Source organism: Paenibacillus sp. FSL E2-0151 (assembly GCF_037993015.1).
Taxonomy (GTDB): Bacteria; Bacillota; Bacilli; order Paenibacillales; family Paenibacillaceae; genus Paenibacillus; species Paenibacillus amylolyticus.
In genome coordinates, this window is the sequence record NZ_CP150308.1 from 4,950,110 (window position 1) to 4,975,266 (window position 25,157).

The following is a 25,157-nucleotide window of genomic DNA, read 5'->3' on the forward strand; positions in this document are numbered from 1 at the left end:
TGCTCTCCTCCTATTACCAAGCTTTCCAGAGGAAAGCTGACTTCGTAGTTGTTAAATTAACACGCTCTGTAAAATCAATATGAATAAATATACAACAGAGCGTATAGAATTTCAAGCTATGAATTCAGCGATATGGACCCGATAAACTCCGCAAAAACGTCATTTCCGAACAGGATACCCTTCTCGCTCAGTCGGAAGCCGTCTGCCGTCCGCTCAAGCAACCCTGCGTTCAACATTTTGCCCAAAGGCTTCGCAAACACTTCTTCCATGGACTCTCCGAACTGTTCGCTAAAGCGTGAGGCCGAAGCTCCCTCCAACATTCGCAGTCCAACCATCAGATAATCTTCCATGGCTTCGGGGCGAGCAATCTCAAAATGATCCAGACGAGGCAGCCCTGCTCGTGAAGCTTCAACATAAGGATTTATACCTTTAATATTCATATGCCGTTCGCGGCCCACATATCCGTGTGCACCTGCACCCAGACCGTAGTAGTCCTCATTACGCCAGTAGGTAATATTGTGACGACTCTCAAAGCCCGGCTTGGCAAAGTTACTGATCTCGTATTGTCCATAACCTGCTTCTTTCATACGTCTCATTAATAGAAGATACATCTCCAGCTCATCATCTTCATGAGGAAGTGGTAACTGGTTCTTCTGATACAGGGTATGGAAAAGTGTATTCTCTTCCACTTTCAGGCTGTAGATGGAGTAATGCGGCAGATCCAGTTCCAGCGCTTTGTCGATACTCTCATTCAACATCTCTACGGTCTGGTTTGGCAACCCAAACATCAGGTCAATGGACAAGTTATTCAAGCCTGCTTTACGAGCATTCTCCAAACTGCGATATACATCATCCGTATTATGAATACGGCCAATGCCTGTCAGCAGATCATTCTGAAAAGCTTGTACGCCAAAGCTGACACGGTTGACGCCGCCTTCTTTCATCGCAGCGAGTTTCTCCGCATCCGTTGTTCCCGGGTTGGCTTCCATCGAAAATTCAATATCGTCTGCCCAATTTGGGAAATACGTCTTCACGGAACGAAGAAATACGGCCATCTCATCCGGTTTCAGAGCTGTTGGCGTACCCCCACCTACAAATATCGTCTTGATCTCGCCCGGTGGATTGGCCTTAACTGTATGTTCCATCTCCCGTTCCAGCGCTTCGAGATATTGCATCACGGGCTGATCTTTCAGAACGTAGGAGTTAAAGTCGCAATAAAAACATTTATTCGTGCAAAAGGGAATGTGAAGATACACCGCTTGGGGCGCACCTGTCTTCCGGCTGTGTGCTGCCAATGTCATGGCAAGTCCCCCTCTATTTGAAAAAAGGAAAGCCATCCGGCTTCCCTTTTAGCTTAGTTATTTAATATTCTGTGTTGTAACCATGTTTGCAAGCAAACGTCCTACAATTCAATTTCGATACACACATTATGTGATGTACCCGAGACAAAATATCGTTTATCCTTTCATACACAAATTATTGATGTACCAAAAGGATTCACGTGACGTTAGCAAGCAAACGTCCTAGTCATCAATTTTCAGTACCGCCATGAATGCCTCTTGCGGCACCTCAACGTTACCAACCTGCTTCATCCGCTTCTTACCTTCCTTCTGCTTCTCAAGCAGTTTCCGTTTCCGCGAGATGTCACCACCATAACACTTGGCAAGTACGTTTTTACGCATTGCTTTTACCGTCTCACGAGCAACAACCTTGGTACCTACTGATGCCTGAATTGGCACCTCGAACATTTGCCGTGGAATCAGCTCGCGCAGTTTCTCACAGACAATGCGTCCGCGGTTATAGGCACGATCACGGTGAACGATGAAGGACAGAGCATCCACCTGTTCGCCATTGAGTACAATATCCATTTTCGCCAGATTGGACTGACGGTAACCGGACAGCTCATAATCCAGTGATGCATATCCTTTGGTACCGGATTTCAACTGGTCGAAGAAGTCATATACAATCTCGGACAACGGAATCTCATAGGTAATGGTAACCCGGGTTGTGTCCAGATATTCCATATTTACATATTCACCGCGTTTAGTCTGACACAGCTCCATAATGGTACCTACATAATCATTCGGTACGATAATATCTGCCTTGACGTATGGTTCCTCGACGTAATCAATCCGTCCCACCTCAGGATAGTTGGATGGGTTGTCGATTTTCATCACTTCACCATTCGTTAAGGTAACGTGATAGATTACACTTGGTGCCGTTGTAATCAACGGAATGTTAAACTCCCGCTCGATCCGCTCTTGGATAACGTCCATGTGAAGCAGTCCAAGGAATCCGCAACGGAATCCAAAACCGAGTGCACTGGATGTTTCCGGTTCAAAGCTCAGAGAAGCATCGTTCAACTGCAATTTCTCCAACGCTTCACGCAGATCAACATAGTCCGATGTTTCGATCGGATAGAGACCACAATACACCATTGGGTTAATTTTACGATAACCCGGCAAAGGTTCCGGTGTTGGATTTTTGGCATCCGTTACCGTATCCCCGACTTGTGTATCGCCAACATGCCTGATACCTGCAACGATAAATCCAACATCCCCGACGTTCAGCTCGTCCACGATGGTCATCCGAGGTTTGAACGCTCCAACTTCAATGACTTCAAATGATTTTCCTGTTGCCATCATTTTGATTTTGGAACCGGATTTGATTTTGCCGTCAACAACACGCACATATACGATTACACCTTTGTACGGGTCATAGTGCGAGTCAAAAATCAGCGCTTTCAAAGGCTGGTCAGGATCACCAGTTGGTGCTGGAACACTTTTCACCACTTGTTCCAAAATTTCTTTGATTCCGATTCCTGATTTGGCCGAAGCCAAAACCGCATTACTTGTGTCCAAACCAATAACATCTTCCACTTCCTGCTTCACCCGTTCAGGATCAGCGCTCGGAAGGTCAATTTTGTTGATAACCGGTAAAATTTCAAGATTGTTATCCAATGCCAGATACACGTTGGCAAGTGTTTGGGCTTCAATTCCCTGAGCCGCATCCACAACCAGCAGAGCACCTTCACATGCAGCAAGACTGCGTGATACTTCATACGTGAAGTCTACGTGTCCCGGTGTGTCAATCAGATTCAATAAATACTCTTCACCATCATCCGCTTTGTAAGTCAAGGCTACTGCTTGTAGCTTGATCGTTATTCCACGTTCACGTTCAAGGTCCATTTTATCCAGAACTTGTTCCTGCATTTCACGTGAAGTGAGCGCACCTGTGTGCTCCAAGATCCGGTCCGCAAGTGTTGATTTGCCGTGATCTATATGTGCAATAATAGAAAAGTTACGAATTTTACGTTGTCTTGCCCGAATGTCAGTCATTCCTTACCCCCAGAAACAGCCTAGTGTCAATCACTTCATTATAACAGTTGAAGCACAGTGCATCAATCCCGTGATGTCTCAACTTTATAATAAAGTGTCATCATGCACTCCCAGAGGTTATATTGTACCTTAAATTTATAGTATTTTATTCAGCAACGCCGCTAAAAAGAGAGACCACCCATTTGATTCCACTGTGTGAGAGATTTTGCAATAATCCAGCCGTTTTGTCTGCCAACACATCAACTGGAGCCTTATCTTGATCCGCCCCAAGCACTTGGCTTGGTGACTGAACAGGTACAAATGGTGGTTCTTTAATTTCCTTTTGGACAGGTGCAGTCGGAACAGATTCGGTCACCGATGAAGTTGGCTCTGTTGTCACAGCGGTTGACGTGCCGTCTGATGAATTACCCATATGAAAGTTGCTGCCAGCCAACTGCATTCCAAACAGCACACCCAGCAACATTAATACAGCGATGGATAACAGTCTTTTACCGAATCTGGACATATGCTTTGCCTCCTGTCACTCTCTACTATTTTGTGCTTCATACCATATATAGTCCCTATCCACCCTGTGATGACGTTTCTGCACTGGCTTTGTCCACCTTCTGATCTTCCCAATACACTTGGGCAATCATGTCTGCTAGAATCTTCGATGTCCGTTGGAGCTCAGCTCCTGTGTTGTCGATGCCGCCAATCTCGATCAAAATGCTGTTGGGTGAAAGGGTTTGGTTATACTCTCCATTGTTGGCTCCTCCCCCATCTTTGCCCCACACACCACGGGATACCCCAGGATACTTGGCTTCCAGTTTCTTATGAATTTTCGCTGCAAAGGCTTCATTTTGCCGCCAATTCGGATTTTCATGTCCAATAATGAAATACACTTTGGCGTAGCCCAAGTCATTAATAGTTGTTGTTGTTTTGCCATGACGCTGTGAATCGCGATGAATGTCTATGAGATACGTCAGATCATCATTTTGGGAGAGTGCCGCTTTTACCGTTTGACGGGAGTATTTATAAGAATAGTTCCAGTTGTAGTCCTTAACTTTAGTGGGGTAATCATCCTTGGCGTGTTCTACGCCGATTCCCAGCTTCTCCAGACTGTCTGAGAGGTAGGTTCCCACTTGAAACACATTGCCTGTTGATTTGCCTGATGATGGATTATCACTTTTCGTACCTAGTAGTGGATTGTAGCCTTCACGTGGATGGGAATGATAAATAAGAATTGACTTTTTGCCTGTTGTCGGTGAGCCTGAATTGTCTTTCTCACCATTCTTCGCTGGGGGATCTTCTTTACCTTCTCCATCTCCAGGCTCACTAGACTCAGGTGGATCCGTATTGTCCTGACCTGGTGGAACATGCAGCTCACTACCGGGTTTTCCTCCACCTGCGGAAGCCGTATCCGTAAGACCGGGACCGGGCTGATAATCTTCGGGAGCCTCGGCTTTTTCGTTACCAGATCCAGGGCGGAGCAGAACAGGTTGGTTGGAACCCATGCCCGGCATTTCTCTCGCAATCAGGCTCTTCGGATCTTGAGGATTTACATTCGTTAGTAATTGGAAAACAAATGAGGTGAGGTTTTCACCGGATATAGCAGAAGTCTGTTCCTTCTGGGTGAGATGGGGCATCTCCATACCGAGCATATCGACGAAAAAGCGGCTTGATACTGCACTCGCAAATCCTTTCATGGAAGAAACGGGTGAATTGTTCAAACGTTTCTCTGCCATTCCCCCGAGACCAAGTACGACAAAAAACAAAGCAGATATGATCATAAGCAACAACAACGTACGGCCCATGGCCAGCACGTGCAGACATCTTTTTTTCCACTTCCCAATATTCCAGGCCAATATCTTGTTCATTCTGCTGTCTCCTTCCCTGCTGGACAACTCTTATACTTCAACTCTATGAGCCCGCCCAAATTGATAGAACAGGAAAATGAAAGATTCCAAAAACAAAAAAAAGAAAGTCCGATAGATTCGGACCTTCTTCTCAGCAGTTTTAAGTTTTAATGTGTATAGGCGGCTACGTTATCCGGATTCACGGCATCATGGAGTGCGGCGTTAAGTCCTGTAGCGATAACATTGGCAATTCCCTCAATAAACTCATCGATTTCCTTTGGGGTAACAATGAGGTCATGACCTAGTGGCTCCAGTACCTCTTTCACTAGACTCAAGCGATCTTGCTCACCAATGTCGTCCAGCATACCCATGATCTGTTTGGTCTGATCCGTTTCCTGGCGGAAGTGTGAGCGCATCATCTCAATCACATTGTTCACAATGGTGGACGCATAACATACGGTTGGTACTCCGATGGCGATGCAAGGCACACCTAATATCTCACGGGTGAGGCCACGCCGTTTATTTCCGATACCTGAACCCGGGTGAATACCAATGTCCGCTACCTGAATCGTTGTATTTACACGTTCCAAGGAACGGGAGGCCAGCGCATCAATCGCTATAATGGCATCCGGCTTGGTCCGGTCTACAATCCCCTGTACGATGTCACTGGATTCAATGCCCGTTGTACCTAACACGCCGGGAGCAATCGCGCTGACTTCCCGATACCCTGGCGCAACCTGATCTGGCACCAATTCAAAATACTGACGCGTCACCATCAGATTTTCCACAACAAGTGGACCGAGTGAATCCGGGGTGACATTTAAGTTCCCCAAGCCAACAATCAAAACCTTGGATGTTTTGTTAATTCCGGCCTTAACCATAAAATCTTCCATTTCACGGGTGAACTCGGCAGCAACTCGCTCCTGTAACTCGGTATCACCATTCCGTAGAGAAGGTACTTCCAAGGTGACATAGTGGCCTTTTACCCGACCAATGGCCGTGGCTGCTTCTTCAGTCAGGACATCAATACGTGTAATCGTAATGCCCTCTTTTTTCTCCACATCTTCCTGTAGTCCGGGAATCGTCTGTTTCTGTCCACCTTGCGCCATTTCCTTGGAGTCGATCGCCAAATCGGTACGAACTGTATAGTTTTGCAAATCCAGTGTCATTCTGTCCCTGCCTCCCTTACCGCATTTGAGCATATTGTGTGGGAAAAAGGGTTTCTTTATACAGCATGTCGAACATCGTAGGAATATCTGTTGCATTTTACATGCTAGCGTGATAGAATATTTTAAGTTGTGAAACGTTTGTATTCATGCAAATGCCTTACAGGAGGTGAATGTAATGCCAAACATCAAATCCGCTGTTAAACGCGTAAAAACGAGCGACAAGCGCCGCGCACTCAACGCTTCTCAGAAGTCTGCACTCCGTACAGCTGTTAAAGCTGCTGATGCTGCTCTGGTAAGTAACGAAGTTGATACTGCAAAAGCTGCGATTCAAGCTGCTTCCAAAAAGCTGGACAAGGCTGTAACTAAAGGTCTGGTTCATAAAAATGCTGCAGCACGCAAAAAGTCTCGCTTGGCGAAAAAACTGAACGCTCTTTCCGCACAAGCGTAAGAAGCGTTACTTATACGATCCAATGGAAAAATCCTGAACAGCATAGGCTTTCAGGATTTTTTAGTATCTGATTCGATAAGTATAAGACAAAGATAAAGCGACCTTTATTCCGATGATTTAACGATCATGGAGCAAAGGTCGCTTTGTTTGTTTCTCACACTAGTAATCTATTACGTTTACTTGTCCATTCATGCACCAAGTCTCAATAAGAACAGCTCCAGACCAAGTACTTTATCCACCGCTCCTGTTTTCATCTGGTAATCCAGTTCGCTGAGGTGACTCAAAATCATTCTCAGACGTTCCGGCTGAAATTTCCGAGCTTGTTCACCCGCAATCTTAACAGCATACGGATGCAAACCAAGCTGACTGGCAATCTGCTGCTGGGAGTAACTTTGTTGCCCCAACTCTTTCACCTGGATCATGATCCGAAACTGGCGTGCGATTAAAGCCGCAATTTTAATCGGTTCTTCCCGCTGCTTCAGCAACTCATAGAAAAGAGCCAACGCTTTCTCCAGTCGCAAATTAGCAAGTTCCTCCACCAGTGAAAATACGTTCTGCTCTGTACTACGGGCAACCAGTGACTCGATATCAGCACGTTTGATTGTCCCCCCATTACCCGCAAACAAACATAACTTGTCTACTTCAGCTGACAGGGTCTGAAGACCTGTTCCTGCATAGCTGATCAACGTTTCCGCCGCTCCCGTCTCCAAGGAAACATCCCGCTGCTTCGCAAGTTTCACTATCCAATTCAATAACTCTTCTCCACTGAGTGGAGCAAAAGCAAGAACTACTGCCTGTTTCTTGACAGCTTTCACCAGTTTCTTACGCTCATCCAGCTTATCCCCTTGGGCCAGGAAAACAATCGTACTGTAATCTGCCGGATTTTCCATATATGTAAGCAGACGATCAACCTGATGTTCAATCTTGGATTCTTTACCTGCGGTGAACAGGCTCGCATCCCTTACAATAATTAATTTGCGTGGAACCAGAAAAGGTACAGTCTCTGCTTCTTCAATAACAACCTCCACAGCCGTTTCAGACAAATCATATGGAATAATCGCAAAATCACGATGTTCTTCTTCAATAACCTGTTCTTTTAACATATCCGTAAATTGCTGTATCTGGTACTTCTCCGTTCCGTACAGCACATAGATCGGTGCCGTTTCTCCATTACGTATTGCCTTTGTTGCACTTTTTACATCCATTCACGGCGCCTCCTTATCCCTCTTATCCTACCAGAAAAAGCGCAAGACAACAAAGGGACCTTACATCCAGTTGCGGATGAAGGTCCCCTGTCCTACATCTATATAAACGCAGTCACCAGCAGTTCTAGAAAAAGCCGGTGCGCGGTCATACGACGTCAGTTGTTTGAACTGAGATAGGACGTTTTGTTACTTCCACTATATGCTTGTCATACTGAAAATGTTCTTTCGTTTAGAGGAGCGCACTCCCCATTTTTAATTATTTCGCAGGAGCTCCACCTGAAACAACAGGTACATTAAACGAGTTCTTCGCCGTTGTTCCGTCCTTGTCCGTTTCGTAATTAAAAAGGGTACCATCCTTTGACCAACTCGCTGACTTCAGTGTCCCCTCTATGCTGCGTTGTTCAACCAAATTTAGAACATCCGGTTCGCTCACAGGTTTGGAGTATATGCTGATTTGATCACCAATAAGCATAACTACATAGGAACCGTCAGGTGACTTCCATTCTTTTGGTGCTGCTGTTGTAGTCATTCCCTGATCCGGTCCTGCTGCGAATCCTTTGTTCCCTCCAGAAGCGTCTGCACCTGCACTGGAATCAGGTACAGTGTTACCTTCACCCGGAACATCTTCAGTCATATTAGGTGTTGTATCCTGAGAAGTGAAGGATTGGGCATCTCCATTTTCTGTTTCTGTTACTCCATTCTCTTCCCCATCTGCAGAAGATTTAGGAGAATCTCCTGATTCCTGAATTCTCTGCTCGGAATCTTGGTTTTGAGCCGGATTCTTCTGATTATCGGTCGAAGGAGTTCTGGACGAATTATCCTGCGGTCCTTTATTCGGAGCAGGCGTTGATTCAGTAGCCGGTTGTTGAGGTGTCGGATCTGACTGAACTTCAGGCTCCTGTACCTCATCTCCACCGTTCTCTTCAGGCATTGTTTCTACGTCTTGGTTATCTGGTTTAGTTGGTGAATCATTCGATTGACCCACAAACACATCGTTGCTGCTTGGTTGGGACGAAGTGGCAGGATCATAATTTTCAATATTCTTGCTTAATGAATTCTCATCCAAATTGCCGCCCTCTTGAGAAGCTCCAGAGCTCATCAGCATGGAATCGGCATTCTCAATCTGTTCAGGCGGATTCCCCCAGATGGCGAATCCCAATATAACTGCCGCAGCCGCTGCACCCATGGACATACGTCCTGCCATCGAGTTAAGCCATTTTTGCTTCGTTTTCCGCTCACTTGAACGTTGTAAATTCTCAAATGTAGCGGGGACAGGATTCATTTCCTGTATGGTGCTACTTTGTTCCTTCCGCGCTTCGTCAATGGCATCAAGCTGTGGCATAATCGCATCAACCAGACTAAATTTCGGGCTTACTTGCGGCAATTCTTCCAGTTCTCTGGAAAGAGCTCTGAGTAAACTAAAATTCTCGGCGCACTCCGGACACTTTGCCACATGCTGTAGCATCTGCGCGGTTTCCGCCTCGCCCAGATCATGATCCAGATAGCGGTGCATCCATTCCACCACCTCTTCGCATTTCATCCTGTCACACCACCTTTCTGATATTCCTGTAGTAGATTCTGTAATTGCTGCCTGGCTCTAAATAAATAAGATTTCACCGTATTCAACGGAAGATCGAGACAATCCGCAATTTCATTGTAGGATAAGTCCTGCAAATATCTTAGAACAATAACGGTACGATGATGCTCGGGAAGCTTGTTGATCGCATCCTGAATGTCCTGGGCCACATATGTAGACATGACCTCGTACTCCACATCCTGATTATCCTGAAAAACCATGTCATGTTCGTCAATGGAGACAGACGGCTTGGTTCTTCTGAATTTATCAATACAGATGTTCGTGACGATGCGTTGTACCCATGTTTTGAATTGGGCCTTTTCTTCGTATGAATTGATTTTGGTGTAAATTCGGATCAACGCTTCCTGCGCAGCATCCAAAGCGTCCTGTTCATTATTTAGAATGTAATATGCGGTCCGATAGACATGTTGTTCAATCTCCCGCAATAGGGTAATTAGAGCGTCGCGATCGCCCGATTGAGCGGCTCTGATGAGTTCCGGCTCTACCACAAAGGATCCCCCTCTCCCTGCAACCTTACAGACGTGATCATCAATAAAATTGTTGCAAAGTTAAGTATTTTTTTAATTTGCCATAACAAAATAACGGCGTATGTATTAGGGCCGCTGAAATCTTCTCTTAGAATAACAGAAATTGCATAACGAGTCACCAAACGTATCCAAAAGGGATTCCATTACTTACACGACTCAATTCAAATGCAATGGCATACATTATAGATAAGCACTTTTTTGGTTCCTAAAATAAAAAAAGTCGAAATTTGTCCAAATTTAAGCTGATTTTAATGCAATTTTCATGAAAATAGTGTATTGTAAATTTACATTCATAAACACGAGGTGATGAGCATGCCAGCTCTTGCGAAAATTCAAGCTTTAAAAGAACAAATGCCCAAAGAATACCAAAGTATTTCCCACTTTGTTGAACATGCATTGGAGTCCATTGATACTCTGGTCGAGGAACATCGGAAGTACGTAGCTGCACAGGCATTATACGGCGATAAAATCGTTGGATCGGAAGAACGCTTGTACAGAGAAACCGTACTGGATGTCAGAGCACAGCTATTGATGACTCTTGAGAAAACGGTAGAAGATCTGTTGCACAAGGGCGACAAACACTGGAGCAAACACTTTAAGGATGGCGTAGAGTAGTTCTTATATTTCTTCTACATTTTGAAAAAATGGCCCGTTTTCCGATATTCTCCCTCCTGGGGTGTAACGGAAAGCGGGCTTTTTTTGTACTGTGCTGTAACTTGCAATCAATTGAAGTGATTAATTGGTATATTTATCAGTAAATCGCCATCAGTTTGCCATTGAGAAACCCTAAAGCTCTTATGCCTGCGGAGCTGGCATACACCCAAACCTCGATTTTGCCTTTTGAACTCGTTTCATACGTAATGCTCGATGGATCTCCCCAAGCAAGGCGCACCTGAGTTATGTTCATTCCTAAAGCTACTTCTCCAGCAATGATTTTATTCCAAGTGGACTTGGACCAATTGTATTTCTTATACGGATCAGAAGAGAAGAATTGGTTGGAATCCGCAAGCATCTCCGTCACACTGGAAGGTGCACCTCCTGCGTAGGCAGAAACGGTTTTTCCTTTTGCATTACGGAAGATAATAGAGTAACTTCGATCACCGTATTTAATCTTTTCAATTTTGATATCTGATATGGTCACTTTACTGAAACGTTGCCCTAAACTCGTATCACTGTTGATCCAGTAGGACTTGCCAATGAAGCGAGCAAGATTCCCCAACTCTTTTTTCTTGATCAGTGCAAGTGTATCCTTCGATTCCACCAGAATAGAAGAATTTCCAACCAGCACCTTGGCCTGCTTTAGCTCAGCATCCCATCGAACCTGAATACCCGCAGCCTGTCTTAACAATTCCGCAGGAAATACAGTTTGTCCTCCAATGATTTGTACTTTCCCTTTTAACTTCAGCTCTTTGTTGTTTAATCGCGCAACAGCACTCCCTTTTTGCAAAGTAATACTGTCAACTCCAAATTGAATTTCAAAAGATGAACCCTTCACATCAATTTTGGCTCCCAAAGTTTTGAACATCGACTGTACTGGCAAGTATACATTTCCATCCAACAATGTGGCGCCTGTTAACTTTTGCTGTGAATCAACGTTCAGTTGAAGACTTGAGGCAAAATCACCTATCTTCAAAGTCACTTTGGTTGTTCCTATGCCCGTAACCTTCAGTTTGCCTCCTGCCTGAATTTGTGCAACTCGGGGCTGCTCCACTATAATTTCTTCAGGCAATGGCGCACGCTTGTTTTTGAAACCATTACTATAATTCTCCTGAACAGCAAGCGTGATCGTATCCCCAATATTAGCTTCCTTGGAAGATGCCGTAAGTGTCACTTGATTTAACGCGGGAGCTGATAGAGGAGTTAACTTTCCATTATCATATGTAGCCCATGATCCATCTTGTAACTGTGCATATAGCTCATCCAGATTAGGCGCATACACCATCCGCGATACGTTACTTAAACCAGGCAGTTGCTCGCCCTTATATTTGGCAGTTCGATCGTAGCTCCAGACGCTTCCATCCTGTTTCACCGTGAGCAGCTTATGCGTACTCCCCCACCAAATCAAAGATTGCACATTATTCGCAACCGTGATGTAGTCATCCTCATACAGCATACTTACGATCACTACCGAGTCATCATTTTTCAGCACTGCTGCGTAAACACCATTCGTTGCAATTGCTTTACCATCAGGTACATTTCCAGCTTTACGTATTTTGTTGTATTTGTCATAATATATATCTCCTGATGAAGATAATGCGCTATAAGAAGAATCGCTTCCAAAACTATAAGAATCCGCATCGATAATCGATTCCAAAACCTTAGCCTGATCATCAAAATTATAAAGGTTTCCATCCTGAAGCTGAACCCATCCATGGCCATAAACTTTCACAACGCCATTGAATTGTTTCGTTACTGGTTTATGCGCATTGTCCTTATTCCACCGAATCACTTGGCCATCGGCAGTCCACCCATAGATGGAATGGTCTTCTGATTTTGAAATACCAATCAGTTTTCGATTTTGTGTCCATACTCCACTTGTGGCCCCTTTAGACCAAAGTGTACCATCGTCCAGCAAATAGTCATTTCGGTCAAGAACTGAAGTGATGGAATTACCCGATCCAGATGATGCAAAAGCGGAGGACTGTCCTACGATCAAACCGATAACTAAAAGTCCAATGCATAGGGCTATCGCTTTTCTAATCCATTTCACTCTAAACTTCTGAGTTGCATTTCTGTTCTTTTTACTTTGCGACATTTCTACAAGTTCCATTTTCTTGATCCCCTCATTATTATGTATAGTGCTACGATCCCTAAGTATCTCTATCCCTCCTCTAAGGTGGGCCTAACTATTATTCGGTAAAAACAACCATAATCCTGCAACAAAAATCACATAACATTAATCAAATCCGTAACTAAAAACATATTTTTACATATATACAACAAACCAAATACAAATGATTGCATTTAATAATCTAAAATAGAAACATATTATAAACGAAATAGGGCGTGCAACCGTAACAAAACTATAAATGGATATGCGGGAGATTAAATGAATCTAATAATATTTTTCAAATACTTCCTGGGATTCTTTCTACTCAGTAGTGTGTTATTCATTGCATTTAATATGATAATTTGGCATAAAAGTTGGGATCAAATTGATCATATACTAAACTTATTCAGCGCAACTATAATTAGCTTGATAGTTGGCATATCAAAGGCAAGAGAGTAACTGATTTTTAGTCAACTATCCTAAGTGATAGTCTAGATGTCCTTACACTTCATGAAGTATTACTTACTTCTAGTACGAAAAGTTGAAAAAAAGATGACTGCATAACTAAAATATTATAACGCTGGAACCATCTGTCGCTAGCGAGTGAAGCAGCTTATGGACAAAATGTTCGTTAGAAAAACTCTTACATCCGTATCTGAATATAAGAAACTATGGAGAAATCGGAACAGCAAGGAATTATTTCAAATCCAAATAAAGGTCGGTTTATATAGGATGTGCAAATCCATTCTTATAGAGAAGGTACAAACCTTAGAAAAACGAAGGTTTGTACCTCTTTTGTGTGATGAACTTATTGATTATAATAAGGGCCATTTCCTGTGGATTTATTCAAGGACAACAACTGAGACACCGTTACGAATTGGTAGCCTTGCTTTTTTAGTGATTTAAGCATGTGGGGCAGCGCATCAGCTGTAGAAGCGTGAATATCATGCATAAGTACAATCGAACCTGATCTGATGTTTTTAGCAACCTCTTTATTTACGGCTTGAGCGTTCCGGCTTTTCCAATCCAGCGAATCCACTGACCATAAAATAATGGGTGTTTTATGTTCTTTGGTGACTTTTTTGACTGATTCATTCATAGCACCATAAGGCGGACGGAATAGGGTTGGTTTTTCCCCAGTCGCATCTTTGATTCGGTGCGATGATTCTATGATTTGTTTGCGCACCTCACTCAGGCTCATATTCGCAAGATTCGGATGACTCTTGGAGTGATTGCCGATCTCGTGGCCGGCCTTAGCAACCTTTTTAGCCATATCAGGATAATACTCTACTTGTACGCCCAGCATGAAGAAAGTAGCCTTCGCGTTATACTCCTTCAAAGTCTTTAGAACTCTAGGTGTCACCTTTGGGTGAGGCCCATCATCAAAGGTAAGAGCAACATATTTCCCTTTAGGATCAAGCGGAGGCTGAGTTGGCCTCTTCCCTTTTGGTTCATCGTTATTTTCATAAGTAATATTCCATTTTTTAGTAAGGTCCTTCTTCAAGTAGGAATGCAAGGATTTCAGTGGAATGTTCACTTGGACCGTTCCGGCTGCACCTGCAGCGATCTCGTATTTATTAAAGTATAAAGTAAAGACTCCGTTACCTATGGACCATTTCCATCCAGATGGATTTTTTATAGATTTTTGAAGTTCTGCTTCGAATACATAAGAGTGAACGTTTTTCTGTTTCTTCAATTCCCCCTTCACGATGGACATAATATGGTTAACAGCTGCTTTGTCATAAGTCATGATATCAGATAAATTCAATATTTTATTTTCAGCTGTGTCGATATTAAAAGATTTTATTATCGATTGTCCATTAGCACCGCCTGTGGTGATTTGATAGGAAGTGAACACTAAACTATATAAATGGTCATTAATTTTATTCGTATCTACTGTAATATTCAATTCAGCACGATGATCGCCTTGAAGCGTTTTTGCACCGGTTTTAACCTGGGTTAAGAATTTCTTTTCCTGATCATTGACCCACGTCTGAATAGGAGTATTAATCTCCTTGCTGTTTGAGAGAACGTTGCTAATCGACAGTATATAATGCTTCGTATTCTTCGTCCTTGTTTCGATATTTAAGCCTGGGTATGCACTGGGCGACACTTCAACGTTCTCTGTAACGCTGTGGTTCCCAGCTAGAACATTTTGCACCATTAGATTGATTCCTAGAATCCCGCCAGCTAATACAATAAATCCAACCAGCCAAACGGGCCACCGTGTTTTCTTCCTTTTGTTCATTTCAAATCATCCTTATCTTTATTCTAGTCATAAAACTGCAAGTCATTGTCTATCATTTCTTCCGGCGATGGTGGCCCAAAACTATCGAAATACGATACCTGATGAAAAATCAACCATCAGTTATTCACATCAAACATCGATGACAGAAAGGCACCACTGAGTGCCTGCACTCTCGACAGATCGATAATGAGGAGCCACGCAAATCCCCCTAAGCCCATCATGCATTTTACTTTCGTCCTTATCTTTTTGATTTGTCGCTCATAGGCAGGACGCCGAGGTTGTGAAAAAAGTTTTCTCCAATTAATGTAATCAATGAAGAGAACAAAACAATTTCATGGAACTTCTGCCTTTAGAACTAAAAAAAGCATCCCGTAAGAAGAGAGTCTTCGAGATGCCACATTCAGAATAATCGTCATGTTTCCAGCATAAGACTTGAATTAATGTTGTACTTGTACATTTAGAATGTCGGACACAAATTGGATTGCACGTAAAACTGATTTTTATGAATCGAAGTGGCTGCGCCGAGCGCTTTGGGAGCCATTTTCGAGAAGAAGCAGGACTCCTCCTCGTAGGACGCGCTTGTCCACTGCTCATTTTATGCACTTTTGCAGACTTTGCGGCTGAACCTCACTACACTTCATATACAAGAGATTCTGTGCAATTTCGAGCAAAACGATCATCACGCCATAGGCTCCCTTAGTAAGCTGCCACCTTTTTCAGATCCAACTTTACTGCGACTTCTGGCTTCATATCATTCGGCTTTGCCTCAGAGGCTGGCATTCTTCAAATTGAAACGGAACTCCGGTGAACCCACATATCCCGGCGCGATACTGTATTTCGGGAAGACGATAACCAGTTCGCCTTTTTCAATATAAAACGACTGTTCCGTGAACGTCCCTTTGAATTCTTCCAGGAAGTATTGATCGGGATCCTTTCTCATTTGCGCAAGAATATCTGCATCAAGCTTTTCTTTGTAGTTAGAACCGAGGAGATCCTCCAGTGTCACGCGCTGAGCCGCATAGGCATTTTTCAAGTTGTAGGTATCGATCCGGGGCATGCTTGTTCCGCCCCTGTAACCTTCCGTGATTACTTCAAGCGAAACTACTCCTGCCGGGTTTCCAGTTCCGTCCGACTTTAGCTTATAGCTGACGTAAAATTCATAGGGGTGGAACTTCTGGTGATTTACTTTTGCCTTTTTGGCCGTTTTTGCGGCATCCTTCTCCCACTGAGCAAGATCCTTTTGCGCACGGGATAAAAGGATGCCATTCAGTTCATTCTGGTATCTGGTGTCCAGCATGCCGTCCAGCTGCGGTACCTTGATGTTCACAATAAGGTTCTTGCTTGTTGTGCTCAGTACCTTCTCCACGATTTTCACTCCTGTAGCCAAAGGGACGGTTGAATGTACCTTAGAGCTGACAGTTACGTTCGCTGAAACAGGTGCCGAGGCCAGCGCATTTGCAGATAAGCTCGCTGCGCCGACGCCGAGCATGGCTACACAGCCCATGGCCCCCATCTTCATGTATTTTATCGTTTTCTTTTTCATAGCTTTCATCCTCCATCTCTTTGTATGAGTGTCTAATCAAGCACACTCATTGGCTAGACGCATGAGATGGTACAGAAAGTTTTGGAAAATCAAAAACAGAACAATGTCTCTTCGACCAAAGTACTAACAAAAACCAGCTAATGTTTGTCAAGCATTTCTGGTTGGATGAGTTCTCTTTTCGTGGTATACTTTTTCCGACCAACACGAATAACCTCCACGGCTATGGAGGTTTTGGTTAAATATGGATTACACTTGGTAGGGCTGGCCCTTCTGCAAGATGGCGAAAATGTGATGTAACAGCTTGTTTGCGCAGGCGATCACAGCCACCTTGTAGGGCTTGCCCTCGTTTCTTTTTTTCTCGTAGTACGAACGGATTCTTGCATTCGCATTCTTTCGCATTCCACATTGCACCGCTAAATATAGCGAACGTCTAAGCCTTTTAGAGCCTCGTTTCGTAATTCGTGTACTTGTCGCTGTGAACTTTCCTGAACTGAAAATCCCTGGGTCAAGGCCCGCAAACGCTACAAGTTGCTTCGCATCACTAAACTGTTTCACATCACCTAGTTCAGCTACAATGGCTGCGGCCAGTTTCGTTCCAATTCCCGGGATACTTCTCACTAGTCCGACTTCAGGCAGATTTTCTGCGAGTTCCTCCATTTGTTTTTCGAGTTCCTCCAGTTGCCGAATCATCGTCAACAATAAAGAGACCATTCCGAGCAGTGCCTTGCTTTGAGCGGGGCTACGCCGAATTTCTCTCCATTCATCCAGTACTTCCTCCAGTTTTTTCGATTTTTCATTGGTCCATCGCTTGGAATGGGATCGTCCCGAATTACCCTGAATGACTTCATTCCAATTCGTCACACTTCCCTCCAAACAATGAGACAGCACCGTCAATGATGTTGTTGAAAACACATTGTAAAATATCTGCTCATACGCCGGAAAAACTTGCTCCAGCAAGGCTCTGCTGTTCAGCTTCGCCTGCACAAAGATTCCCGTGACAAACTCATGCTGCCGAGTCAAATGCTGTAGCTCTGTAAACGTCTCATCCCAATTTCGATGCGGCTTCACGTCGCCGCGATAGTACATCTCTGCCAGATGCCAAGCATCTGCAGCATCTGTTTTAACTTTGCGTAACTGCGTTCCCTTCGCTCGCTTGGATTGCAAGGGATTCACAATGTAGTAGGTGTAGCCACTCCGATTCAGACAGGACACCAAGGCACGATGGTAATGCCCAGTCGCCTCCAAAACAACCACTGGAGCAACACCCGTTTCGGCTTGAAGGGCCCCTAACATCTCCGTGAATTGTTCGAATCCACTCGCAACATGCTCAATGACGATAGCTTTACCAACGGGCTCATTTCGTTTTTGAAACGCCTGTATCACACTTGAACCTTTAGCGACATCTACACCAACAACAGGTTCCATGTCCTCACTCCTTATCTTTCGTTTCGCCGGTCCTTTCCACGATGGTTCCAAACCCATAGCTTCGCTTGTTATACGGGGTCAACTGCCCCTACCAGCCCAAACATGGTCTTTTGGAGGTCGTGGGAGAACTGTTTTTGTTACGAGGTCCTAGCCCCTAAAACCGCCACGTTCTCCCGGCTTCCCCCATCGTAAAACGACCACAAAAAAAGGCCAACCAGTAATTACTGGCTAACCTGATAATACGAAAAACCGGCGCGGGGTACCCCATCACCGGTCTCTTCCATTACTTAATGTATTTGTTATTAATCAGAACGTCTTTCAACACATCCGTGGGAATGACGAATTCCACAGAACCCATATAGCCTGGCGCAACGTCATATTCGTTGAAAGCAATCACCAGCTTGCCGTCGTTGTTGATATAGAAGCCTTGATCCTTCGCGATGCTCTGGAACTCACTGGTGATCGGCACGTCGGTAGCTCCCGGAGCCCAGTAAATCTTATTAGGGTCCGCTTTCATTTGCACCTGCATCTGCTCTTTAACGTTGTCGCTGATGAGCCGTACATAACGATCGTCCTTGAACAGCATCGGCAGAGTTATGAGGATTTGGTTTTTCTTATCGATCGTATCAAACTGAAGCTCCTCCGAGGATGAAGCAGCGGTCTTGACCACGTATCTTTGTATAGATAAAATCTCGTCGTTGTCCGTCTTTACTTCATATCCGACATCAAGTCCCAGATGGCCTCCGCCTTGCTTCTTCAATTCGCTGATTTCCGCCTGGAACTTTTCGTAAAGCGCTTTGTTCTCCTTCATATATTTCTCGTTCAACCCGCTTTGCAACTGCTCATTCTCCATATCGGTAATGGAAGGCACTTTGATAATCGCATTGTAATTAGACTCGTCAACCACGTATTCCTTGAACGTGAGCACTTGGATAACCCGGTCCACACCCGGTATGGATGACAATGCTTTCGCTACAGGAGGGCTCACATTGATCGCAACAAGGAACATGACCGCAGCCGCACTGGAAACAGCTAACCATCTGTAATTTGAGCCGCGGCCCCTCCTTCCCTCCTTAGAGAATTTATGAATCGATTGGTTTACAATGCTATCCAATTCATCTGGAATGGGTATTTCTTGATATTCTTTTCGCAGCTGTTCCATGTTATTGTTCATCTTACTCGATCTCCTTTGGTTGTTTCATCATTCATTTTGATTCGCAATAGCTGATGCGCCTGATACAGCCTTGTTTTAATCGTATTCACATTCTCATCCAGCACAGCCGCAACTTCTTCGATCTTCATGTCTTCAAAATATCTCAGTATAATGACGCTCTTGTATTTATCCGGCAAGGATTCGAGCATTCGCTTCAAATCAATGTCCGTATACGTATCTTCTTCCCCGGGGCTGTAGGTTTCGATCATTTCATGATCCATCGCCTGAACCTTTTTGTTACTGCGCAGAAAATCCAGGGCGGTATTCACCACAATCCGGTAAAACCAGCTTTTGACCGCATCTGGGTTCTTCAAAAGTTCGAGATGCGTCATCGCTTTGTATATGGAGTCTTGTACGATATCCAGGGCATCATCCTTATTTTTGACATAGCTATACGCAAGTCGGTATACGTTCTCTTTATGCTCGGTAATACAGTGTGTCAGAATTTTTTCAGTTTTCCTATTGAACATGGCCGATTATTCCTTTTCTATATAAATCTTTTGTCGTAACAAGAAGTAAGACGTATACGGGTTCCCAAAAAGTTTTGGCATCCAAAATTTTTTTCACTTCTGCAAATCGTTCAAGGCCCTCACAAGCAGCTCAGCGTAAACCTCGGTGCCTCTATTAAATGCACCTCGTCCTTTTAAAAATAATCTTCCCATCCTTCACTTACCGAATACCAGTCTACTACCGATGACCGAATTCATTTGAAACTTTCGAAGGTTTCTTTCCGAAAAAACAATGTATCACTCGGAACCGAAAGTTGTTTGGTAGTCTGTAGCGCTTTTGTCGTTGTAGGCTTTCTATAGTAACGATATTTCATATTTTTAATCCGTCTCCTTCTGATCTGTGCCGGTGGAACCACGCTCCCCTCCCTCATTTCCTACCCTGCCACTACCAAAAAATATGTCACCACCATGCAATTAAGAAAAAAGTCGTTTCGCAGCGAAACGACTTCTTTCTTTTATAGGTCAACTAAGTACTTTCTTTCTCTAATTCCCACTTTTCCTCAACCTCTGTATGTTAAAATATAGTAACGCCTTAGCCTATCTCTTATTGAATATAGTTATTTAGGGAGGTCAATATTTAAATGACAAACACCCATAGAATCAATAGGCCGCGCGGAAAAATAGTTGCAGCTGTATTAACTGCAGTTCTCATTTCACTTGCAATGGGGATATATCACTATGTCCCTATAGATGAAAGATTAGAGAATACTTACTATTATTCATTCGGGTATAAATTTGCGGTTGGATTATTGATTAATCTCGCTATTTTACTTTTCTTACTTACGCCACTTTCTATATTGGTGGATGGATTACTTTTATACAGAAAAAAAGATAATACGTATAAAAGATTGCTCGTTGCAATCGTTGCATATGGTCTATTAGGCTTCATAGGTGGGATCATCTACTCGATATTTACACGTAACTTCAGTACTTTTTCTGCTCAAACTATCCACATTGTTGTATGTTCTCTTGTCTTTTTAACCTTCCAGTTGGTATTAAATCGGAGTTTTCTTCACTCATCTTCATACCGATAAATAGATTGCCTGCCTTCACTCAACTCCAAACAACTTGTACCGGATATCAATCTTCCCATCTTTCACCCTCATCTGAACCTCTCCCATCTGATCTGTCCGATAAATATCTGACCCGGTAGCCTCCAGACGTTCCATCACTCCCGGATTGGGATGCCCATATGTATTGTTAACTCCTGCAGATATCACAGCTGTTTTGGCGTTCCAGTATTGGAGCCAGGCTTCGGTGGACGACGTTTTACTGCCATGATGAGCGACCTTTAGAACGTCAATGGAGACAGATGCTGAAGCATCATTTAAATTACCTTGCAACGGGCGTGTAAGTACCCTTTGTACAACTCCCTCTGTAACTCCAATATCTGCACCTTTCTGTTCAAACTGGGCAGCCAACGAGCCATCCTGAATCATATAGAGCAGGTCCTGCTCGGCCGCAGCATCCATATCTCCGGTGAACAACATGGAAGCCCCCGCCATTTCCAGCAAAAAGACAACGGAATCGTGATTCTGATGTTCAGACACTGGTAAATTGCCTGATCCATTTACATCCATATGTTCCAGATCCGGAGCTATAAAATGTAAAATTGTCTCCTTATCAACCTTATAGGACATGCCTTGCTGAATGGCGTACAGAGGAATTTTACGTTCCATGGCTGTGTCCAGTAATTTATCAAAGTTTTCTTTACCACTGGTTGTGCCATTAAACATGAAACGTTTAACCGGAATCTGTTCCAGCACAGCCTGTAGTCCTCCGGCATGATCCTGATCGGCATGCGTTACAATTACAGCGTCCAGTTGATGGATACCTCTCTTTTTCAATAGAGGAACAACCACCTTGGCTCCCACCTCATACGGATCACGCCTTGTTTTCCACGATTGTTCGGTGTTCCCAAAACTAACCGTTCCCCCGCCATCCACCAGAATATGTTTGCCTTCCGGGGTTGTAATCAATGTGCTGTCTCCCTGACCAATATCCAAAAACTGCACGATGCCAGCTCCAGCAGGCTTGGGAGTCTGATATGCCCACCATAATCCAGCAATAAAGCTGATTGCGAGCAGCCTGCACAACCATTGCTGAGCTTTACTCATTCGTTCATTTGAATAATAACCTGCGCCTCGTGTAGTAAATGCACTTGTATATTCCGGCCAGGCAATACTGGCTCCTAATGTCGTTAATGAAGTTTCTTTTCCATCTACATGGTTCTTACCTTGATCCTGTACCACGGTAGACATCGAAGAGCGAATGCCCATATTCGCCATTGAAACTGAAGGTTGCCCCCTCACAAGAGGAGCCGTCTCTTCCTCAACAAACGCTGTTTCTTGCTGTTCACCATTGCCACGATGCAACAGGTAGAGTAAGGCATACAACACAGCATAATATGCGGCAATCCATAACAAGGACGGTGTTGCCCAGATCAATACAAAACCTGGCAGGCTGTTCATCCACTCCACGCTTACAAAAGTCAGTTGATTCAGTTGCATCGCTATCCATGCGAGGGGTTTCGCCAAGAGAACCCATATGAATGACAATAACATGGCAACTGTCCCCAGAGGTAATACAATGGCGCTAATCAAAGAAACCAGCAGAAAGTTAGCTACAAATGAGAGTAGTGAGAACTGATTGAAATACAGAATGGTTACTGGGAACGAAATCAGCTGAGCGGTCACGGTAACGGATGCTGTTGCAGCCAGAGATTTCGGCCAGCTTCTGAACAACAGGTTAATCAATGGCATATAGATCATCAAACCTGCGGTCACAAGAAAGGATAACTGGAAACTCACGCTTAGCAAAAAGTACGGGTCCCACCACATCATCAGCAATGCTGCTGCACTAATCATCTGAAGGCCGTCTCTGGCGAGACCGCGACGTGCCATATACAACCCAATCATGGACATCATTCCTGCCCGAATCACTGAAGGTGAACCACCGGATAATAGTACGTAAGCTGGCACCAGAATCAGAACAATCGTGAGTGCCGTCTCTCTGGTAAGCCTTAGCCAAGATAGAATGAGAAGCAACGAAGCAACATATACAGCGACATGGGTTCCGGAGATTGCCAGGATATGCGTTAGACCGAGTTGTGAAAACTGACCATAGGTACCTGGATCGATATCAGTAGCCATCCCGATAATAAGACCCTTCATATATCCTGCATGAGGCTCTGGAAATAACTGCTCAACCGCCGAGCCCAACTTATGCCTAGTCCAATCCGTCCACCGTAGTACGTTATATTGTCCAAGTCCCTCAGGAGCAACTGCTTTTACCGAACTGGCTCCCTTCACTTTGAACAACCAGTGGATATGCAGGGTGCGCAAGTAACTGCGATAATCAAACCCGCCAAAGTTCCTGGCTTCACCAGGAAGGACAAAAGAACCATTAAGCGTAATCAAATTTCCCCTCTTCCAGCCCGCTGCTACCTGTTGTTCTTCTTCCTCCAACAGTCTGACTTGTACCATCAATTGTTCATCTATGTTGAATGCAGATGATGCTACAAGATCTGTATCTGCTGACGAATCCGATATTGGTAATATTGAAGACATCTGTATCTTAAAGTCAGCCCGATCTCCATCAATACGTACATCTGACACAATTTCACCCTGAATTTCAGCTGACCATCTGTCCAACTCATGAACAGCGATATGCATGGTCTCCGGCAGACTACTATGATTGCGTGCGTCATTCCACTCCCAATGTGCAGCGCCTCCAATAAAGGCAGCGAGTAAAAATAAAACAGACCATCCACGCACATCCATAAAACGAAGTAAAAGTGGTAAACATGCCAGAGCTCCAATTAACCCCCAGATTAACGCCCAGCCTGTTAACGCACATGCTATCCCGCTCCCGCACAACCAACAAATCGTAAAACTTAATAACGGTCTGCCTTTCATTTCTCCCCCTCCTTCATTTCACCCGTTGAACGCAGAAAAACCCCCGGAAAGCCAATTCAGGCTTGCCGGAGGTTCTCCCTCACATATTCGACCATATTCACATTAATTGCTCACAGTCATCATCGTTTCCCGCGGGGGCTGGTAATTCTCCAGCCTGCGGAACGTTATGCCCTTCTGTTCCATCATATTGGTAACCTTGCCGGTATCTTTAGGATAAGAACGATGAAACACGATTTCTGTAATCCCGCTATTCGCCAGCATATTGGCACATGTCCAGCAAGGTTCGTCGGTCACATACACGGACGAGCCTTCGCGGTCGATTCGATCTGTGAATAAAAGCAAATTTTGCTCCGCATGAATTGTGCGAATGCATCTTTGCTTTTTCACCATTTCTTCTTGCCCATCGGTCACGACCAACTCATACTCTTCCGATATCATGCAACCTGCTTCAGAACAATCCGGGACGCCGGTGGGTGCACCATTATAGGCTGTTCCCAGCAGTTTCTTTCCCTGAACAAGAACGGCGCCCACATGACGACGCGAACAGCGGGAACGGGTGGAAACCATATACGCGATGTCCATAAAATACGTATCCCAGTCCTTGCGTACCTCTGTACTCATGCTGCTTTCCTCCCGCTTAATACAATTTATATTTTAATTTTACCGGATCTGCACATACGGCGCCATCTTCTCCAGCATCTTCATCCCGATTCCTTTGACCTTTGTCAGATCACTGACTTTCGCAAAAGGACCATGTGCATTCCGATAGTCCACAATAGCTTGAGCCTTCTTCTCCCCAATTCCGGGAAGCTCGATAAGCTTGGAGACAGGAGCGGTATTCACATCAATCTTGCCATTGTCGCCAGATTCCTCACGAACTACAGGTGGATTACTGCTTGATGCCGTCTCCGAGGTAACCGAAAGATCAGAATTCGTACCCTGCGCAACTGGTTCAATCGAATTTGAGGTGTCCGGTGGATTATCATTCGTCTGACTTGTAGTTCGAACAGCTGTATCACCTTCAACCCTAACGCTCGCAAGCCCTTTAGACTCTTCTGCCTTTGTCTCATTCCCAGTCTGCATCCCACTTGCATCAGCTCCCGAAGATGCTCCTGTATTGCCCTGAACCGAAGTAGCCGACTGTACAACAGGGAGTTCCTGCTCTATCGTCGGCTTCTCGGTGCCGAGCTGCAAGGGTTCCCAGCCACTAGGTGGTTGTTCACTTTTGCCCGACCATAATATAAGTATACTTCCAACCACCGCAGCAGCAATGGTCATCCCTTTGTTCCATCTCATTCTTCCACACCTCTCCCTGAATTCAAAATCATTCATTTCGAACACGGGCGGTGCTTCCGAACCGTTGAACTTTCCTGATGAAACAAGTTGTGCATTTTTCATGTCATGTGAAACAGG

20 protein-coding genes are annotated in these 25,157 nt (G+C 44.4%); 3 read left to right on the top strand and 17 right to left on the bottom strand.

What is annotated here, in order from left to right; genetic code table 11:
• Positions 1–116 precede the first annotated feature (116 nt).
• The 5 genes from hemW to gpr form a co-directional block, all read right to left on the bottom strand.
• Positions 117–1,301, bottom strand: a complete 1,185-nt coding sequence (hemW, locus tag MHI55_RS22280) for a radical SAM family heme chaperone HemW (RefSeq protein ID WP_036615094.1) — start codon at positions 1,299–1,301, stop codon at positions 117–119.
• Between the two features lie 222 nt (positions 1,302–1,523).
• The gene (gene lepA, locus MHI55_RS22285) at positions 1,524–3,338 is read right to left on the bottom strand and encodes a translation elongation factor 4 (protein ID WP_036615097.1); all 1,815 of its coding nucleotides are present in this window, start codon (positions 3,336–3,338) and stop codon (positions 1,524–1,526) included.
• A 145-nt stretch (positions 3,339–3,483) separates the two neighbouring features.
• Positions 3,484–3,843, bottom strand: a complete 360-nt coding sequence (locus MHI55_RS22290) for a hypothetical protein (RefSeq protein ID WP_340386923.1) — start codon at positions 3,841–3,843, stop codon at positions 3,484–3,486.
• Positions 3,844–3,898: 55 nt separating this feature from the next.
• Complete coding sequence (locus MHI55_RS22295) at positions 3,899–5,194, bottom strand: stage II sporulation protein P (RefSeq protein ID WP_100527020.1); 1,296 nt, start codon at positions 5,192–5,194, stop codon at positions 3,899–3,901.
• A 146-nt stretch (positions 5,195–5,340) separates the two neighbouring features.
• On the bottom strand, positions 5,341–6,342 hold the full coding sequence (gpr, locus tag MHI55_RS22300) for a GPR endopeptidase (protein WP_036615103.1): 1,002 nt from the start codon (positions 6,340–6,342) through the stop codon (positions 5,341–5,343).
• Between the two features lie 175 nt (positions 6,343–6,517).
• Here gpr and rpsT point away from each other — a divergent pair, with 175 nt between their 5' ends.
• Positions 6,518–6,790, top strand: coding sequence for a 30S ribosomal protein S20 (gene rpsT, locus MHI55_RS22305; protein ID WP_024628504.1), 273 nt, complete (start codon positions 6,518–6,520; stop codon positions 6,788–6,790).
• 188 nt (positions 6,791–6,978) lie between these two features.
• Here the strand turns inward: rpsT and holA are convergent, their stop codons facing one another.
• The 3 genes from holA to MHI55_RS22320 form a co-directional block, all read right to left on the bottom strand.
• Positions 6,979–7,995: a DNA polymerase III subunit delta gene (gene holA, locus MHI55_RS22310; RefSeq protein WP_036668560.1), complete on the bottom strand. Its 1,017-nt coding sequence runs from the start codon at positions 7,993–7,995 to the stop codon at positions 6,979–6,981.
• Between the two features lie 256 nt (positions 7,996–8,251).
• On the bottom strand, positions 8,252–9,535 hold the full coding sequence (locus tag MHI55_RS22315; protein ID WP_340386925.1) for a zf-HC2 domain-containing protein: 1,284 nt from the start codon (positions 9,533–9,535) through the stop codon (positions 8,252–8,254).
• Positions 9,532–10,080, bottom strand: a complete 549-nt coding sequence (locus tag MHI55_RS22320; protein WP_017687205.1) for a sigma-70 family RNA polymerase sigma factor — start codon at positions 10,078–10,080, stop codon at positions 9,532–9,534. Before MHI55_RS22320 ends, MHI55_RS22315 begins: the two co-directional genes overlap by 4 nt.
• A 351-nt stretch (positions 10,081–10,431) precedes the next feature.
• Here MHI55_RS22320 and MHI55_RS22325 point away from each other — a divergent pair, with 351 nt between their 5' ends.
• Positions 10,432–10,734, top strand: coding sequence for a hypothetical protein (locus tag MHI55_RS22325; protein WP_017687204.1), 303 nt, complete (start codon positions 10,432–10,434; stop codon positions 10,732–10,734).
• 136 nt (positions 10,735–10,870) lie between these two features.
• Here the strand turns inward: MHI55_RS22325 and MHI55_RS22330 are convergent, their stop codons facing one another.
• From MHI55_RS22330 to MHI55_RS22355, 6 genes are all read right to left on the bottom strand, one after another.
• Positions 10,871–12,889, bottom strand: coding sequence for a copper amine oxidase N-terminal domain-containing protein (locus tag MHI55_RS22330; protein ID WP_340386927.1), 2,019 nt, complete (start codon positions 12,887–12,889; stop codon positions 10,871–10,873).
• 808 nt (positions 12,890–13,697) lie between these two features.
• Positions 13,698–15,137 carry a polysaccharide deacetylase family protein gene (locus MHI55_RS22335; protein WP_340386929.1) on the bottom strand — a complete coding sequence of 480 codons (1,440 nt, stop codon included), beginning with the start codon at positions 15,135–15,137 and terminating at the stop codon, positions 13,698–13,700.
• A 766-nt stretch (positions 15,138–15,903) separates the two neighbouring features.
• Entirely contained in the window at positions 15,904–16,680 is a 777-nt protein-coding gene (locus tag MHI55_RS22340) for a DUF3298 and DUF4163 domain-containing protein (RefSeq protein ID WP_076250670.1), read from the bottom strand.
• A gap of 246 nt (positions 16,681–16,926) precedes the next feature.
• Positions 16,927–18,105, bottom strand: coding sequence for an IS110 family transposase (locus tag MHI55_RS22345; RefSeq protein WP_340386931.1), 1,179 nt, complete (start codon positions 18,103–18,105; stop codon positions 16,927–16,929).
• A gap of 283 nt (positions 18,106–18,388) precedes the next feature.
• Positions 18,389–19,279 (bottom strand): DUF3298 and DUF4163 domain-containing protein, encoded by an 891-nt coding sequence (locus MHI55_RS22350; protein ID WP_076254424.1) that lies wholly within the window; start codon positions 19,277–19,279, stop codon positions 18,389–18,391.
• A complete protein-coding gene (locus tag MHI55_RS22355) occupies positions 19,276–19,788 on the bottom strand; it encodes a sigma-70 family RNA polymerase sigma factor (RefSeq protein WP_036615117.1) in 513 nt (170 codons plus the stop codon). Before MHI55_RS22355 ends, MHI55_RS22350 begins: the two co-directional genes overlap by 4 nt.
• A 620-nt stretch (positions 19,789–20,408) precedes the next feature.
• On the opposite strand from MHI55_RS22355, the gene MHI55_RS22360 reads away from it, so the two are divergent.
• The gene (locus tag MHI55_RS22360) at positions 20,409–20,861 is read left to right on the top strand and encodes a hypothetical protein (protein WP_076254422.1); all 453 of its coding nucleotides are present in this window, start codon (positions 20,409–20,411) and stop codon (positions 20,859–20,861) included.
• Between the two features lie 15 nt (positions 20,862–20,876).
• On the opposite strand, the gene MHI55_RS22365 is transcribed toward MHI55_RS22360, so the two are convergent.
• The 3 genes from MHI55_RS22365 to MHI55_RS22375 all read right to left on the bottom strand — a co-directional run bounded on the left by MHI55_RS22365 (position 20,877) and on the right by MHI55_RS22375 (position 25,040).
• Positions 20,877–23,744, bottom strand: a complete 2,868-nt coding sequence (locus tag MHI55_RS22365) for a ComEC/Rec2 family competence protein (protein WP_340386933.1) — start codon at positions 23,742–23,744, stop codon at positions 20,877–20,879.
• A gap of 102 nt (positions 23,745–23,846) precedes the next feature.
• Entirely contained in the window at positions 23,847–24,365 is a 519-nt protein-coding gene (locus MHI55_RS22370) for a cytidine/deoxycytidylate deaminase family protein (protein ID WP_017687196.1), read from the bottom strand.
• Between the two features lie 39 nt (positions 24,366–24,404).
• Positions 24,405–25,040, bottom strand: coding sequence for a helix-hairpin-helix domain-containing protein (locus MHI55_RS22375; RefSeq protein WP_076254417.1), 636 nt, complete (start codon positions 25,038–25,040; stop codon positions 24,405–24,407).
• Between the last annotated feature and the right edge of the window lie 117 nt (positions 25,041–25,157).

What these genes read in the sequence shown, in the direction of transcription:
- holA (WP_036668560.1), bottom strand. Translation starts at nt 7,995, where the DNA reads ATGGATGTAAAAAGTGCAACAAAGGCAATACGTAATGGAGAAACGGCA.
- MHI55_RS22370 (WP_017687196.1), bottom strand. Translation starts at nt 24,365, where the DNA reads ATGAGTACAGAGGTACGCAAGGACTGGGATACGTATTTTATGGACATC.
- MHI55_RS22345 (WP_340386931.1), bottom strand. Translation starts at nt 18,105, where the DNA reads ATGGAACCTGTTGTTGGTGTAGATGTCGCTAAAGGTTCAAGTGTGATA.
- MHI55_RS22315 (WP_340386925.1), bottom strand. Translation starts at nt 9,535, where the DNA reads ATGAAATGCGAAGAGGTGGTGGAATGGATGCACCGCTATCTGGATCAT.
- MHI55_RS22330 (WP_340386927.1), bottom strand. Translation starts at nt 12,889, where the DNA reads ATGGAACTTGTAGAAATGTCGCAAAGTAAAAAGAACAGAAATGCAACT.
- lepA (WP_036615097.1), bottom strand. Translation starts at nt 3,338, where the DNA reads ATGACTGACATTCGGGCAAGACAACGTAAAATTCGTAACTTTTCTATT.
- MHI55_RS22325 (WP_017687204.1), top strand. Translation starts at nt 10,432, where the DNA reads ATGCCAGCTCTTGCGAAAATTCAAGCTTTAAAAGAACAAATGCCCAAA.
- MHI55_RS22355 (WP_036615117.1), bottom strand. Translation starts at nt 19,788, where the DNA reads ATGTTCAATAGGAAAACTGAAAAAATTCTGACACACTGTATTACCGAG.
- gpr (WP_036615103.1), bottom strand. Translation starts at nt 6,342, where the DNA reads ATGACACTGGATTTGCAAAACTATACAGTTCGTACCGATTTGGCGATC.
- MHI55_RS22360 (WP_076254422.1), top strand. Translation starts at nt 20,409, where the DNA reads ATGACAAACACCCATAGAATCAATAGGCCGCGCGGAAAAATAGTTGCA.
- MHI55_RS22340 (WP_076250670.1), bottom strand. Translation starts at nt 16,680, where the DNA reads ATGAAAAAGAAAACGATAAAATACATGAAGATGGGGGCCATGGGCTGT.
- MHI55_RS22295 (WP_100527020.1), bottom strand. Translation starts at nt 5,194, where the DNA reads ATGAACAAGATATTGGCCTGGAATATTGGGAAGTGGAAAAAAAGATGT.
- MHI55_RS22335 (WP_340386929.1), bottom strand. Translation starts at nt 15,137, where the DNA reads ATGAACAAAAGGAAGAAAACACGGTGGCCCGTTTGGCTGGTTGGATTT.
- hemW (WP_036615094.1), bottom strand. Translation starts at nt 1,301, where the DNA reads ATGACATTGGCAGCACACAGCCGGAAGACAGGTGCGCCCCAAGCGGTG.
- MHI55_RS22375 (WP_076254417.1), bottom strand. Translation starts at nt 25,040, where the DNA reads ATGAGATGGAACAAAGGGATGACCATTGCTGCTGCGGTGGTTGGAAGT.
- rpsT (WP_024628504.1), top strand. Translation starts at nt 6,518, where the DNA reads ATGCCAAACATCAAATCCGCTGTTAAACGCGTAAAAACGAGCGACAAG.
- MHI55_RS22350 (WP_076254424.1), bottom strand. Translation starts at nt 19,279, where the DNA reads ATGAACAATAACATGGAACAGCTGCGAAAAGAATATCAAGAAATACCC.
- MHI55_RS22290 (WP_340386923.1), bottom strand. Translation starts at nt 3,843, where the DNA reads ATGTCCAGATTCGGTAAAAGACTGTTATCCATCGCTGTATTAATGTTG.
- MHI55_RS22365 (WP_340386933.1), bottom strand. Translation starts at nt 23,744, where the DNA reads ATGAAAGGCAGACCGTTATTAAGTTTTACGATTTGTTGGTTGTGCGGG.